Raw genomic sequence first — 12,630 nt, forward strand, 5'->3', positions numbered from 1 at the left:
CGAAGCCCCCGGTCCCGATGAGGGAGCCGGGGGCTTCGTTCAGACGTGTGCCGTGCCGGAGGCGGCAGCGGTGGTCAGCAGCCGATCAGGCGGGAGGCCAGGTAGCCCTGGATCTGGTCCAGGGAGACGCGCTCCTGCTTCATCGAGTCGCGCTCGCGCACCGTCACCGCGTTGTCCTCGAGCGTGTCGAAGTCGACCGTGACGCAGTACGGCGTGCCGATCTCGTCCTGGCGGCGGTAGCGGCGGCCGATCGCGCCCGCGTCGTCGAACTCGATGTTCCAGTTCTGGCGGAGGTCCGCGGCGAGGCCCTTGGCCTTCGGGGACAGCTCCGGGTTGCGGGAGAGCGGCAGCACGGCGACCTTGACCGGCGCGAGGCGCGGGTCGAGCCGCAGCACCGTGCGCTTCTCCATCTTGCCCTTGGCGTTGGGCGCCTCGTCCTCGACGTACGCGTCGAGCAGGAACGCCAGCATGGTGCGGCCCACACCGGCGGCCGGCTCGATGACGTACGGCGTCCAGCGCTCGCCGGCCTCCTGGTCGAAGAACGTCAGGTCGGCGCCGGAGGCGCGGGAGTGCGCGCTCAGGTCGTAGTCGGTGCGGTTGGCGACACCCTCCAGCTCGCCCCACTCGCTGCCGCCGAACTGGAAGCGGTACTCGATGTCGGCGGTGCGCTTGGAGTAGTGGGAGAGCTTCTCCTTGGGGTGCTCGTACCAGCGCATGTTCTCCTCGCGCAGGCCCAGGCCGGTGTACCAGTTCCAGCGCTGCTCCATCCAGTACTCCTGCCACTGCTCGTCCTCGCCCGGCTTGACGAAGAACTCCATCTCCATCTGCTCGAACTCGCGGGTGCGGAAGATGAAGTTGCCCGGCGTGATCTCGTTGCGGAAGGACTTGCCCATCTGCGCGATGCCGAAGGGCGGCTTCTTCCGGGAGGTCTGCAGGACCTGGGAGAAGTTGGTGAAGATGCCCTGGGCGGTCTCGGGGCGCAGGTAGGCGACCGAGCCGGAGTCCTGGGTGGGGCCGAGGTGCGTGGAGAGCAGGCCGGAGAACTGCTTGGGCTCGGTGAACTGGCCCTTGGTGCCGCAGTTGGGGCAGTTGATGTCGGCCAGGCCGTTCTCGGGGGCGCGGCCCTTCTTCTCCTCGTACGCCTCCTCCAGGTGGTCGGCGCGGAAGCGCTTGTGGCAGGAGGTGCACTCGGTGAGCGGGTCGGTGAAGGTCGCGACGTGGCCGGACGCCTCCCAGACCTCGGAGGCGAGGATGACCGAGGAGTCGAGGCCGACGACGTCCTCGCGGGCCGTGACCATGTAGCGCCACCACTGGCGCTTGATGTTCTCCTTCAGCTCCACGCCGAGCGGCCCGTAGTCCCAGGCGGCGCGCTGGCCGCCGTAGATCTCGCTGCAGGGGTAGACGAAGCCACGGCGCTTGCTCAGGCTGACGATGGTGTCGATCTTGTCGGCGGCCACGGTGCTCTCTTCATACGACGGTGACGAACGGCGAATGCCTCAGATTAGCGGCGGGCGCGGCCTCGGGATCAAATCGGTGGGTGGCGGGGGCCACTTGGCCCCTTTGTTGACAATCGTTTCCAGAAAAGTTGAAAATGAGTGTCATGAACGTACGACGCTCCATATCCACCACCGCCGTCGCCGGTGCCGCTGTCCTCGGCCTGGTCACGCTCTCCGCCTGCTCCGGTTCCTCCGGGGGCGCGGAGAAGAACAAAGACGGCAAACTGGACGTTGTGGCGTCGTTCTACCCGATGCAGTTCCTCGCCGAACAGATCGGCGGCGACAAAGTCTCCGTGACCACGCTGACCCGTCCCGGAGTCGAGCCGCACGACCTGGAACTCAAGCCGCGCCAGATAGCCGGCCTCCAGGACGCGGGCTTCATCCTCTACCTCAAGGGCCTCCAGCCCGCCGTCGACGAGGCGGTCAAGCAGTCCGGCGTGAAGAACGCCGTCGACGCGGCCACCCTCACCACTCTCGAGACCCACGGCACGAGCGAGGACCACTCCGCCCACGAGGGCGAGGCCCACACCGACGAGGCCCACGAGGGCGAGACGCACGAGGGCGGCCACGAGCACGACCACTCCGAGGCCGGCGGCGACCCGCACATCTGGCTCGACCCCGTGAAGTACGCGGAGGTCGCCAAGGGCGTCGGCGACCGCCTCGCCAAGGCCGACCCGGACAACGCGGCGACGTACGAGAAGAACACCGACGAGCTGGTGAAGAAGCTCGGCGCCCTGGACACCTCCTTCCGCGAGGGCCTGAAGAACACCACCACGCGCACCTTCATCACCACCCACTCCGCCTTCGGCTACCTCGCCGAGCGCTACGGCCTCGACCAGGAGGGCATCGCCGGCCTCGACCCCGAGTCGGAGCCGAGCCCCGCCCGCGTCAAGGAGCTCCAGCAGATCGCGAAGAAGGAGAAGGTCACCACCGTCTTCTTCGAGACGCTCGCCAGCGACCGCACGGCCAGGACCCTCGCGAAGGACACCGGCCTCAAGACCGACGTCCTCGACCCGCTGGAGGGAATCACCGACCGGTCCAAGGGCGCTGACTACCTGGAGGTCATGCGCGCCAACCTGACCGCCCTGCAGAAGGCGCTCGGCGCGAAGTGACCCGCCCTTCCCCGTACGCACACCCCCTGGAGGCCCGGTGAGCAGCGAGCCCGTCATCTCCGTCCGGGCGGCCACGGCCACGCTCGGCTCCCGCCCCGTGCTGCGCGGCATCGACTTCACCGTCCACCGGGGCGAGGTCGTCGCCCTGCTCGGCGCCAACGGCTCCGGCAAGTCCACCGCCGTCCGCTCGGTCATCGGCCAGGTGCCGCTGACCGGCGGCTCGGTCGCCCTGTTCGGCACCGAACTGCGCCGCTTCCGCGACTGGGCGCGCGTGGGGTACGTACCGCAGCGCACCACCGCCGCCAGCGGCGTGCCCGCCACGGTCCGCGAGGTCGTCTCCTCGGGCCGCCTCTCGCGCGCGAAGCTGCGCTGGCCGTCCCGGGCGGACCGGGCCGCCGTCGACCGGGCCATCGAACTGGTGGGGCTCGCGGACCGGGCGAAGGACTCGGTGTGGGCGCTCTCCGGCGGCCAGCACCAGCGGGTGCTGATCGCCCGCGCCCTCGCCTCCGAACCCGAGCTGCTGATCATGGACGAGCCGATGGCCGGCGTCGACCTGGCCAGCCAGGAGGTGCTGGCGGCGACCCTGCGCGAGCAGGTGGCGAGCGGCACGACGGTGCTGCTCGTCCTGCACGAGCTGGGCCCGCTGGAGCCGCTCATCGACCGCGCGGTCGTCCTGCGCGACGGGTGCGTCGTCCACGATGGGCCGCCGCCGGAGGCCGTGGGCCAGCACGCGCTGCCCGGCCACGACCACGTACATCCGCACGCGGCCGACGAGCCGCTCCGCACGGGACTGCTGACCTGACCATGGAAATCCTCGACCACGCGTTCATGCAGCGGGCGCTTCTCGCCGCCGTCCTGGTCGGCATCACCGCGCCCGCCGTCGGCATCCACCTGGTGCAGCGGCGGCAGGCCCTGATGGGCGACGGAATCGGCCATGTCGCCATGACCGGTGTCGGCCTCGGCTTCCTGATGTCGGCCAACCCCGTGTGGGTCGCGGGCGCCGTCTCGATCGCGGGCGCGGTGCTGATGGAGCTGATCCGCATGTACGGGCGGACGCGCGGCGACATCGCGCTCGCCCTGCTCTTCTACGGCGGCATGGCCGGCGGCGTGCTGCTGACCAGCCTCTCCCCGGAGGGCTCCAACGCGAACCTGGTCAGCTATCTCTTCGGCTCGCTGGCGACCGTGTCCCAGGAGGACGTCGTCGCCATCTGCGTGCTCGCCGCGTTCGTGATGGCGGTGTCGCTGGGGCTGCGCCGCCAGCTGTTCGCCGTCAGCCAGGACGAGGAGTTCGCGCGCGTGACGGGCCTGCCGGTGCGGGCGCTGAACCTGCTGGTCGCCGTGACCGCGGCGGTCACCGTGACGGTCGCCATGCGCGTCGTCGGGCTGCTGCTGGTCAGCGCCCTGATGGTGGTGCCGGTCGCGGCGGCGCAGCAGCTGACGCGGAGCTTCCGCGCCACGTTCGCGGTGGCGGTGCTCATCGGTACGGCCGTGTCGCTGGCCGGCACGGTCACCACGTACTACCAGGACGTCCCGCCGGGCGCGACGATCGTGCTGCTGGCCATCGCCGTGTTCGTGGTCTTCGCCGCGCTGGCCTCGCCGCTGGCCAGGCGGCGGGCACGGGCGGCGCGGGCGGCCGGTGAGGCGCACACCGGTGTGCGGCCGCCGGCCGGGGCGGCGGACGACGTCAAGGTCTGATTCCGGCCGCGTGACGGCAAGACGACTGCGGGGCCCCGTCGCGGGGCCTGGCAGAATGGCCCGACGTAAGCGGACGCATTGACGTACGAGTGAGCGGGCCGAGGGCAAGGAGGCACCTGTGGCGACGGCAGGACCCGGCGTACGCGCACGGTCGACCCGGCAGCGCGCCGCCGTCGCGGCGGCACTGAACGAGGTGGACGAGTTCCGCAGCGCGCAGGAGCTGCACGACATGCTCAAGCACCGGGGGGACTCCGTCGGCCTCACGACGGTGTACCGCACGCTGCAGTCGCTGGCCGACGCCGGCGAGGTCGACGTGCTGCGCACCAGCGACGGCGAGGCCGTCTACCGCCGCTGCTCCACCGGCGAGCACCACCACCACCTGGTGTGCCGCGGCTGCGGCAAGGCCGTCGAGGTGGAGGGCCCGGCCGTCGAGGAGTGGGCCGAGTCGGTCGCCGCGGAGCACGGCTTCGTGAACGTGGCGCACACGGTCGAGATCTTCGGCACGTGCGCGGAGTGCGCGGCCTCGGCGGACCGGACCGGTGACTGACCGGCCGGCCGGCGCCGTGAGCGCGTAGACGAGGTGGACGAGAGGGCGCGGCTCCCCCGGGGGCCGCGCCCTTCGCGTGCGCTCTGCCGGGGTCAGCCCGCGACGCCGGAGGTCTCGGACGCCTCCGGGCCCGCGGGCGCCGCCGGGGAGGTCTCGGTGCCCCGCATCGCCGCCTCCATCGCGAGGAGCTGCTCGTTCGGCACCGCGCCGCCGAAGCGGCGGTCGCGCTGGGCGTACTCCAGGCAGGCGCGCCACAGGTCGCGGCGGTCGAAGTCCGGCCACAGCACGTCCTGGAAGACCATCTCCGCGTAGGCGCTCTGCCACAGCAGGTAGTTGGAGGTGCGCTGCTCGCCGCTGGGCCGCAGGAAGAGGTCCACGTCCGGCATGTCCGGGTAGTAGAGGTACTTCGCGAAGGTCTTCTCGGTGACCTTCGACGGGTCGAGCCGGCCGGCCTTCACGTCCTCGGCGAGGGCCTGCGCGGCGTCCGCGATCTCGGCGCGGCCGCCGTAGTTCATGCAGAAGTACAGCGTGAGCCGGTCGTTGTCCTTGGTCTGCTCCTGGGCGATCTGGAGCTCCTGGGCGACGGACTTCCACAGCTTGGGCATGCGGCCGACCCAGCGGACCCGGATGCCGAGCGCGTCGAGCTGGTCGCGGGTCTTGCGGATGAAGTCCCGGTTGAAGTTCATCAGGAAGCGCACCTCGTCCGGGGAGCGCCGCCAGTTCTCGGTGGAGAAGGCGTACAGGGAGATGCTGCCGACGCCCATCTCGATCGCGCCCTGGAGCACGTCGAGGACGCGCTCGGCGCCGACCTTGTGGCCCTCGGTGCGGGGCAGGCCGCGGTCCTTGGCCCAGCGGCCGTTGCCGTCCATGACGATCGCCACGTGCCCGGGCACCATCTCGCCGGGCAGCTTCGGCGGGCGCGCGCCGGACGGGTGCGGCTCGGGGTCCTGGTACTGGCGCCGGGACCGTCCGAGGATTCCGCGTCGTGCCATGGCCATGCGGCTCACTTCTCCTAGTTCTCTTGACTCTCCACGTAGCGGAGCTACTTCTCCACGTAGCGCAGCGAGCGCAGTCCGCGCTCCAGGTGCCAGTGCAGATAGGCGGACACCAGCCCGCTCCCCTCCCTGACGTGGCGCGGCTCGCACGCGTCCGCCGTCGCCCAGTCGCCGGTCAGCAGAGCGCTGAGCAGACCGACGGCCTCCGCCGAGGGTACGACGCTGCCGGGCACCCGGCAGTCCCCGCAGACGACTCCGCCCGCGGCGACCGAGAAGAACCGGTTGGGGCCGTGGATGCCGCAGCGGGCGCAGTCCTCGAAGGACGGGGCGTAGCCGTTGACGGCGAGGGAGCGCAGCAGGAAGGCGTCGAGGATCAGATGCGGGGCGTGCTCGCCGCGGGAGAGGGTGCGCAGGGCGCCGATGAGCAGCAGGTACTGCTGGACGGCCGGCTCGCCCTCGTGGTCGGTGAACCGCTCGGCGGTCTCCAGCATGGCCGTGCCGGCCGTGTAGCGGGCGTAGTCGGTGACGATGCCGCCGCCGTAGGGGGCGATGGTCTCGGTCTGGGTGCACAGCGGCAGGCCGCGGCCGACAAGCTCGGAGCCGCGGGCGAAGAACTGCACGTCCACATGGGAGAAGGGCTCCAGGCGGGCGCCGAACTTCGACTTGGTGCGGCGCACCCCGCGGGCGACGGCGCGGACGCGGCCGTGGCCGCGGGTGAGGAAGGTGATGATCCGGTCGGCCTCGCCGAGCTTCTGCGTGCGCAGCACGACGCCGTCATCCCGGAACAGACTCATGGCCCCATTCTCCCGCACCGCGCCGGGCCGCCGGTCCCCGCGTCCGCGGGGGTGGGCGACCCCACGCGCGGGGGTGCGCGGAGCGCCCCATAAGGTGTGATCACGACCCGACCGGGCCCCGAGCCCCAACCCCGCCTTCGAACTCCCATAAGCCCGCCTTATGGGGCCATAGCTTCGAAGCGGGTACCGCTCCACCCCTGTACCGGTGAGGCTGGCGGGTGAGAAGTGCTGACTGTCGAAGGGAACCTGCCATGCCCCGCCCCCTGCGGGTCGCGATCGTCGGTGCCGGCCCGGCCGGCATCTACGCCGCCGACGCGCTGCTGAAGTCCGAGGCCGCCAACGACCCGGGTGTCTCCATCGACCTGTTCGAGCGGATGCCCGCGCCGTTCGGCCTCATCCGGTACGGCGTCGCTCCCGACCACCCGCGGATCAAGGGCATCATCACCGCCCTTCACCAGGTCCTGGACAAGCCGCAGATCCGCCTCTTCGGCAATGTCTCCTACCCGTCCGACATCACCCTGGACGATCTGCGCGCCTTCTACGACGCCGTGATCTTCTCCACGGGCGCCGAGGCCGACCGCGAGCTGAAGATCCCGGGCATCGACCTGGACGGCTCGTACGGCGCCGCCGACTTCGTCTCCTGGTACGACGGCCACCCGGACGTGCCGCGCACCTGGCCGCTGGAGGCCGAGAAGGTCGCCGTGCTGGGCGTCGGCAACGTCGCCCTGGACGTGGCGCGCATCCTCGCCAAGACCGCCGACGAGCTGCTGCCGACGGAGATACCGCCGAACGTCTACGACGGCCTGAAGGCCAACAAGGCGCTGGAGATCCACGTCTTCGGCCGCCGCGGCCCCGCGCAGGCGAAGTTCAGCCCCATGGAGCTGCGCGAGCTGGACCACTCCCCCAGCATCGAGGTCATCGTCAACCCCGAGGACATCGACTACGACCAGGGGTCCATCGAGGCGCGGCGGTCCAACAAGCAGGTCGACATGGTCGCCAAGACCCTGGAGAACTGGGCGATCCGCGATGTCGGCGACCGCCCGCACAAGCTGTTCCTGCACTTCTTCGAGTCGCCCGCCGAGATCGTCGGCGAGGACGGCAAGGTCGTCGGCCTGCGCACCGAGCGCACCGAGCTGGACGGCACCGGCAATGTGAAGGGCACCGGCGAGTTCACCACCTGGGACGTCCAGGCCGTGTACCGCGCGGTGGGCTACCTCTCCGAGGAGCTGCCCAAGCTGCCGTGGGACGCCGCGTCGGGCACCGTCCCGGACGTGGGCGGCCGGGTCGTGGAGGGCGGCGAGCACCTGGCGTCCACCTATGTGACCGGCTGGATCAGGCGCGGCCCGATCGGTCTGATCGGCCACACCAAGGGCGACGCCAACGAGACCGTCGCCAATCTGCTGGAGGACCACCGCGAGGGCCGGCTGCACACGCCGGAGGCCCCGGGCGAGGACGCCGTGGTGGAGTTCCTCGAGGGCAAGGGCGTCGCGTACACCACGTGGGACGGCTGGTACCGGCTGGACGCGGCGGAGCGGGCGCGCGGCGAGGCCGAGGGCCGGGAGCGCGTGAAGATCGTGGAGCGCGAGGAGATGCTGCGGGCGAGCGGCGTCGAGGTCTGACGTCCGGCCCGAGGCGGACACGCGGCGCGCGCCGCCGTTCGACGCCCCGCGGGGGCGGTCAGAACGGGGTGCGCGCCGCTTCCATGAGCCGGGCGGTGTCGTCGGGCTGGAGGAGCAGGGCGGTGCCGACGGTGGTGAGCACATCCCGCTCGGCCTGGATGTACGCCCCGTCGGCGAGGGCGATACGGGCGCCCTGGAGGAGGATGGACTCCCGCCCGGCGGGCGCCAGATGCGGGGCGAGCGGCTCCAGCGCCTCGTGCAGTTCGATGGCGAGGGCGGCGCCGCACGGGCCGTCGACGTCGGCGAGGTAGCGGCCCGTGTCGGCGGCGAGCGCGTCCACCAGGCCGGTGAGGCTGTCGCCGGTGCAGTCCTCGTACCCGGCGGTCCGCACGGCGTGGACGGCGGTCCGTACGGCCGTGGGGGACGAGGTGCCACCGGCGGCGAGGACCGCGAGGGCGACCGTGTGGACGGCGTCGCGGAGCATGGCGGAGAAGCGGGCCGTCGTCGGGTGGTCCAGGACCTCGGTGCCGAACCGGTCGTGGCAGGCGGCGCATTCGACGACCGGGCCGGTCACCCCGCGCGGCAGCACGGGGACGCCGAGGACGGTGAGGCGGCGCCGGCCGGTGCGGCGCCGGTAGTTGCGGTCGCCGCCGCAGCCGGGGCAGAAGAACTCGCCGTCGCCGATGGTGTGCCATGAGGTGTGCACCGTACACATGCGGAGTTTCCGGCCACTCGATCCGCGTGATCCCCGCGCTGGCAGCACGTCGCACCTCCTGACGCCCTCGGCCACCTTGCCGACGTTGACGTGATGTTAGCCACATCGATGATGCGCCGTCAGCACCTCGTCATGAGAACGCCAGGACATGGCCGAACCCCGCCCACGGCGGCGGGCGGGGTTCGGTGCGCGCGGGGCGCGCGGGTCAGCGGGCGGAGCGGTTGACGGCCGAGATGACCGCCTTCAGCGAGGCGCGGGTGGTGTTGGCGTCGATGCCGATGCCCCACAGCACCTTGCCGTCGATGGCGCATTCGATGTACGAGGCGGCCTGCGCGGAGGCGCCCTCGCTCATCGTGTGCTCCTGGTAGTCCAGCAGCCGCGCGTCGACCCCGACGGCGTTCAGCGCGTCGAAGAACGCGGAGATCGGGCCGTTGCCGGAGCCGGTCAGCACGGTGTCGACGCCGTCGACGACCGCCTCGACGGTCAGCGTGTCCGTGCCGTCCTTGTCGGTGGTGGTCTGCCCGGACCGCAGCTGGATGCGGCCCCACGGGTTGTCCGGGTTGGGCAGGTACTCGTCCTGGAAGACGGCCCAGATGGCGGCGGGGGTGACCTCGCCGCCCTCGGCGTCGGTCTTCGCCTGGATGATCTTCGAGAACTCGATCTGCATCCGGCGCGGCAGGTCCAGCTTGTGGTCGTTCTTCAGGACGTACGCGATGCCGCCCTTGCCGGACTGGGAGTTGACCCGGATGACCGCCTCGTAGGACCGGCCGACGTCCTTCGGGTCGATCGGCAGGTACGGGACGGCCCACTCGATCTCGTCGACGGTCTTGCCGGCGGCCGCCGCGTCGGCCTCCATGGCGTCGAAGCCCTTCTTGATGGCGTCCTGGTGGGAGCCGGAGAAGGCGGTGTAGACCAGGTCGCCCGCGTAGGGGTGGCGCGGGTGGACCTCCATCTGGTTGCAGTACTCGGAGGTCCGGCGGATCTCGTCGATCTGCGAGAAGTCGATCTGCGGGTCGACGCCCTGGCTGAACAGGTTCATGCCCAGGGTGACCAGGTCGACGTTGCCGGTGCGCTCGCCCTGCCCGAACAGGCAGCCCTCGACGCGGTCGGCGCCGGCCATGACGGCCAGTTCGGCCGCGGCGACGGCGGTGCCCCGGTCGTTGTGGGGGTGCGCGGACAGGCAGACGAACTCGCGGCGGGACAGATTGCGCGACATCCACTCGAAGCGGTCCGCGTGGGTGGAGGGCGTGGAGCGCTCCACGGTCGCGGGCAGGTTCAGGATGATCTCGCGCCCGTCCTCGGGCTGCCAGGCGTCCATGACGCCCTCGCAGACCTCCAGCGCGAAGTCCAGCTCCGTGTCGGTGAAGATCTCCGGGCTGTACTGGTAGCCGAAGACCGTGTCGTCACCGAGGATCTTCTCGGCGTACTCCATCACCAGGCGGGTGCCGTCCACGGCGATCTGCTTGATGTCGTCCTTGGAGCCGCGGAAGACGACCCGGCGGAAGACCGGCGCCGTCGCGTTGTACAGGTGCACGGTCGCCTTGTGCGCGCCGCGCAGGGACTCGACGGTCCGCTCGATCAGGTCCTCGCGGGCCTGGGTCAGCACGGAGATCGTCACGTCCTCGGGGATCGCGCCCTCCTCGATGATCGAGCGGACGAACGCGAAGTCGGTCTCGCCGGAGGAGGGGAAACCGACCTCGATCTCCTTGTAGCCCATGCGTACGAGCAGGTCGAACATGGCGCGCTTGCGGGCCGGGGACATCGGGTCGATCAGCGCCTGGTTGCCGTCGCGCAGGTCGGTCGACAGCCAGCGCGGCGCCTTGGTGATCCGCCGGTCGGGCCAGGTGCGGTCGGGCAGGTCGACGGCCTCGTACGGGCCGTACTTGTGGATCGGCATCCCGGACGGCTTCTGGGTGTGCGTCGCGGTGGTGATCGGCGTGCGGCGGCCGACGGGGCGGGCGGCGGGCTGTGACATGGCGTAGGGCTCCTCGGGGTCCTGCGGGGGACGGCCGACGGGTCGAAGCAGCACCAGACTCCGCGGGGAGGGGGTCGGCCTACGACTACAGGCCCTCGCCGCGGCAGCTAAGGAGAAGCAGCCCGAAACGCATGATGCGCAGCAGCGTAGCCCAGGACCGCTGGGGCGAGAGGTGCCGTTCCAGTATGCGGGATTCCGCTCCGGTAACCGTCAAACGGTGAACTATCACTCCTTTTCGTCAATCCTCGTCGCAACCAGTGACTTTGTAGTGACGCACTGCCACATTGCCAGACATGAGCGCATACGACTCCCCCACGCCCGTGTTCTGCTCGATCGTCCCGCCGCACCTGCTGGACCGGCTCTCCCGGTCGGCCGATCCGGCGGTCGCGGAGGCGGCCCGCCGCACCCTCGTCACCGACCAGAACAACCGCGAGGCCCGCCGCCTCACCGCCGTCACCGGGGTGCGCCCGGCACCGCCGGACCGTCCCGCGGCCTCCGGCAAGCCGCGCCGCACGGTCTACGACGCGGAGAACCGCACGCGGCTGCCCGGCAAGAAGGTCCGCGGCGAGGGCGACGACCCGACGCGGGACGCCACCGTCAACCGCGCGTACGCCGGGCTCGGCTCCACGTTCGAGCTGTTCCTGAGCGCCTACGGACGGGACTCCATCGACGGGTCCGGGCTGCCGCTCGACGCGACGGTCCACTACGACCGGGAGTACGGCAACGCCTTCTGGAACGGCGAGCAAATGGTCTTCGGCGACGGCGACGGCGAGATCTTCAAGGACTTCACCCTCGCGGTCGACGTGATCGGCCACGAACTGGCGCACGGCGTCACCCAGTACACGGCGAACCTCGCCTACTTCAGCCAGCCCGGCGCCCTCAACGAGTCCATGTCGGACGTGTTCGGCTCACTGGTCAAGCAGTACGCGCTCGGCCAGACCGCCGACCAGGCCGACTGGCTGATCGGCGCGGGCCTGCTGTCGGACCGGGTCCAGGGCGTGGCGCTGCGCTCCATGAAGGCCCCCGGCACCGCGTACGACGACGACGTCCTCGGCAAGGACCCGCAGCCCGCGAAGATGGCCGACTACGTCGACACGGCCGCCGACAACGGCGGTGTGCACATCAACTCCGGCATCCCCAACCACGCCTTCTACCTGGTCGCCACGGCGCTGGGCGGGCACGCCTGGGAGCGGGCCGGGCGGATCTGGTACGACGTGCTGACCGGCGGCAAGCTCAAGGAGACGGCCGACTTCGCGGCGTTCGCCCGGCTGACGGTCGCGGCGGCGCGGGAACGGTTCGGCGACGGCGGCGACGAGGCCGAGGCGGTGCTGAAGGCGTGGTCGACGGTGGGGGTGCCCACCAGGGGGTAGACGGGTCCCATGCGGATCGAGGTACGGCGTACAGGTGGCTTCGCGGGGATCGAGCGGCGGGCGGAGGTGGACACGGCCTGTCGGCCGGACGCGGCGGACTGGCACGCGCTGGCCGCCGCGGCGCTCGCGGCCCCGGACCCCCCGGCCGGGAGCGGGGCGCGCGGCGGGATGCCCGACGGCTTCGCGTACGAGATCACGGTCGACGGCCGCACGGTCCGCTGCGCGGAGCCGCATCTGACCGAGGCGCAGCGGGAGCTCGCCTCCCGTGTGCTGCGGGAGGGCGCCTGAGGGGCGCCCTCCCGGCCGCGGTTC

At 71.2% G+C, this 12,630-nt stretch carries 12 protein-coding genes; 7 read left to right on the plus strand and 5 right to left on the minus strand.

Features of this window, described 5'->3' with window-relative positions; all coding sequences use genetic code 11:
* Positions 1–74 precede the first annotated feature (74 nt).
* The gene (locus tag ACSUPT_RS08465; RefSeq protein WP_351967519.1) at positions 75–1,457 is read right to left on the minus strand and encodes a glycine--tRNA ligase; all 1,383 of its coding nucleotides are present in this window, start codon (positions 1,455–1,457) and stop codon (positions 75–77) included.
* A gap of 143 nt (positions 1,458–1,600) precedes the next feature.
* Here ACSUPT_RS08465 and ACSUPT_RS08470 point away from each other — a divergent pair, with 143 nt between their 5' ends.
* The 4 genes from ACSUPT_RS08470 to ACSUPT_RS08485 all read left to right on the plus strand — a co-directional run bounded on the left by ACSUPT_RS08470 (position 1,601) and on the right by ACSUPT_RS08485 (position 4,850).
* Positions 1,601–2,608, plus strand: a complete 1,008-nt coding sequence (locus ACSUPT_RS08470; protein WP_404142856.1) for a metal ABC transporter substrate-binding protein — start codon at positions 1,601–1,603, stop codon at positions 2,606–2,608.
* A gap of 37 nt (positions 2,609–2,645) precedes the next feature.
* Positions 2,646–3,410, plus strand: a complete 765-nt coding sequence (locus ACSUPT_RS08475; RefSeq protein WP_351967517.1) for a metal ABC transporter ATP-binding protein — start codon at positions 2,646–2,648, stop codon at positions 3,408–3,410.
* A 2-nt stretch (positions 3,411–3,412) separates the two neighbouring features.
* The gene (locus ACSUPT_RS08480; RefSeq protein WP_351967516.1) at positions 3,413–4,303 is read left to right on the plus strand and encodes a metal ABC transporter permease; all 891 of its coding nucleotides are present in this window, start codon (positions 3,413–3,415) and stop codon (positions 4,301–4,303) included.
* Between the two features lie 118 nt (positions 4,304–4,421).
* Positions 4,422–4,850: a Fur family transcriptional regulator gene (locus tag ACSUPT_RS08485; RefSeq protein ID WP_351967515.1), complete on the plus strand. Its 429-nt coding sequence runs from the start codon at positions 4,422–4,424 to the stop codon at positions 4,848–4,850.
* 92 nt (positions 4,851–4,942) lie between these two features.
* Here ACSUPT_RS08485 and ACSUPT_RS08490 read toward each other — a convergent pair whose 3' ends face one another.
* Positions 4,943–5,842: an isoprenyl transferase gene (locus tag ACSUPT_RS08490; RefSeq protein WP_403500693.1), complete on the minus strand. Its 900-nt coding sequence runs from the start codon at positions 5,840–5,842 to the stop codon at positions 4,943–4,945.
* 50 nt (positions 5,843–5,892) lie between these two features.
* Entirely contained in the window at positions 5,893–6,639 is a 747-nt protein-coding gene (recO, locus tag ACSUPT_RS08495; RefSeq protein ID WP_351967514.1) for a DNA repair protein RecO, read from the minus strand.
* A 251-nt stretch (positions 6,640–6,890) separates the two neighbouring features.
* On the opposite strand from recO, the gene ACSUPT_RS08500 reads away from it, so the two are divergent.
* Positions 6,891–8,258, plus strand: coding sequence for an FAD-dependent oxidoreductase (locus tag ACSUPT_RS08500; protein WP_365725085.1), 1,368 nt, complete (start codon positions 6,891–6,893; stop codon positions 8,256–8,258).
* Between the two features lie 58 nt (positions 8,259–8,316).
* On the opposite strand, the gene ACSUPT_RS08505 is transcribed toward ACSUPT_RS08500, so the two are convergent.
* Together ACSUPT_RS08505 and leuA are read right to left on the minus strand one after the other, a co-directional pair.
* Entirely contained in the window at positions 8,317–9,021 is a 705-nt protein-coding gene (locus ACSUPT_RS08505) for a TerB family tellurite resistance protein (RefSeq protein ID WP_436943949.1), read from the minus strand.
* Between the two features lie 157 nt (positions 9,022–9,178).
* Positions 9,179–10,948, minus strand: a complete 1,770-nt coding sequence (leuA, locus tag ACSUPT_RS08510; RefSeq protein ID WP_436943950.1) for a 2-isopropylmalate synthase — start codon at positions 10,946–10,948, stop codon at positions 9,179–9,181.
* A 293-nt stretch (positions 10,949–11,241) separates the two neighbouring features.
* Here leuA and ACSUPT_RS08515 point away from each other — a divergent pair, with 293 nt between their 5' ends.
* Positions 11,242–12,318, plus strand: coding sequence for a M4 family metallopeptidase (locus ACSUPT_RS08515; protein ID WP_361659105.1), 1,077 nt, complete (start codon positions 11,242–11,244; stop codon positions 12,316–12,318).
* Between the two features lie 9 nt (positions 12,319–12,327).
* Positions 12,328–12,606 (plus strand): protealysin inhibitor emfourin, encoded by a 279-nt coding sequence (locus tag ACSUPT_RS08520; protein ID WP_436943952.1) that lies wholly within the window; start codon positions 12,328–12,330, stop codon positions 12,604–12,606.
* The last annotated feature ends 24 nt before the right edge of the window (positions 12,607–12,630 follow it).

It is taken from the genome of Streptomyces sp. SudanB25_2051 (genome assembly GCF_964272635.1).
In the GTDB taxonomy this organism is placed as follows: Bacteria; Actinomycetota; Actinomycetes; order Streptomycetales; family Streptomycetaceae; genus Streptomyces.

What these genes read in the sequence shown, in the direction of transcription:
- ACSUPT_RS08470 (WP_404142856.1), top strand. Translation starts at nt 1,601, where the DNA reads ATGAACGTACGACGCTCCATATCCACCACCGCCGTCGCCGGTGCCGCT.
- ACSUPT_RS08520 (WP_436943952.1), top strand. Translation starts at nt 12,328, where the DNA reads ATGCGGATCGAGGTACGGCGTACAGGTGGCTTCGCGGGGATCGAGCGG.
- leuA (WP_436943950.1), bottom strand. Translation starts at nt 10,948, where the DNA reads ATGTCACAGCCCGCCGCCCGCCCCGTCGGCCGCCGCACGCCGATCACC.
- ACSUPT_RS08515 (WP_361659105.1), top strand. Translation starts at nt 11,242, where the DNA reads ATGAGCGCATACGACTCCCCCACGCCCGTGTTCTGCTCGATCGTCCCG.
- recO (WP_351967514.1), bottom strand. Translation starts at nt 6,639, where the DNA reads ATGAGTCTGTTCCGGGATGACGGCGTCGTGCTGCGCACGCAGAAGCTC.
- ACSUPT_RS08500 (WP_365725085.1), top strand. Translation starts at nt 6,891, where the DNA reads ATGCCCCGCCCCCTGCGGGTCGCGATCGTCGGTGCCGGCCCGGCCGGC.
- ACSUPT_RS08490 (WP_403500693.1), bottom strand. Translation starts at nt 5,842, where the DNA reads ATGGCACGACGCGGAATCCTCGGACGGTCCCGGCGCCAGTACCAGGAC.
- ACSUPT_RS08480 (WP_351967516.1), top strand. Translation starts at nt 3,413, where the DNA reads ATGGAAATCCTCGACCACGCGTTCATGCAGCGGGCGCTTCTCGCCGCC.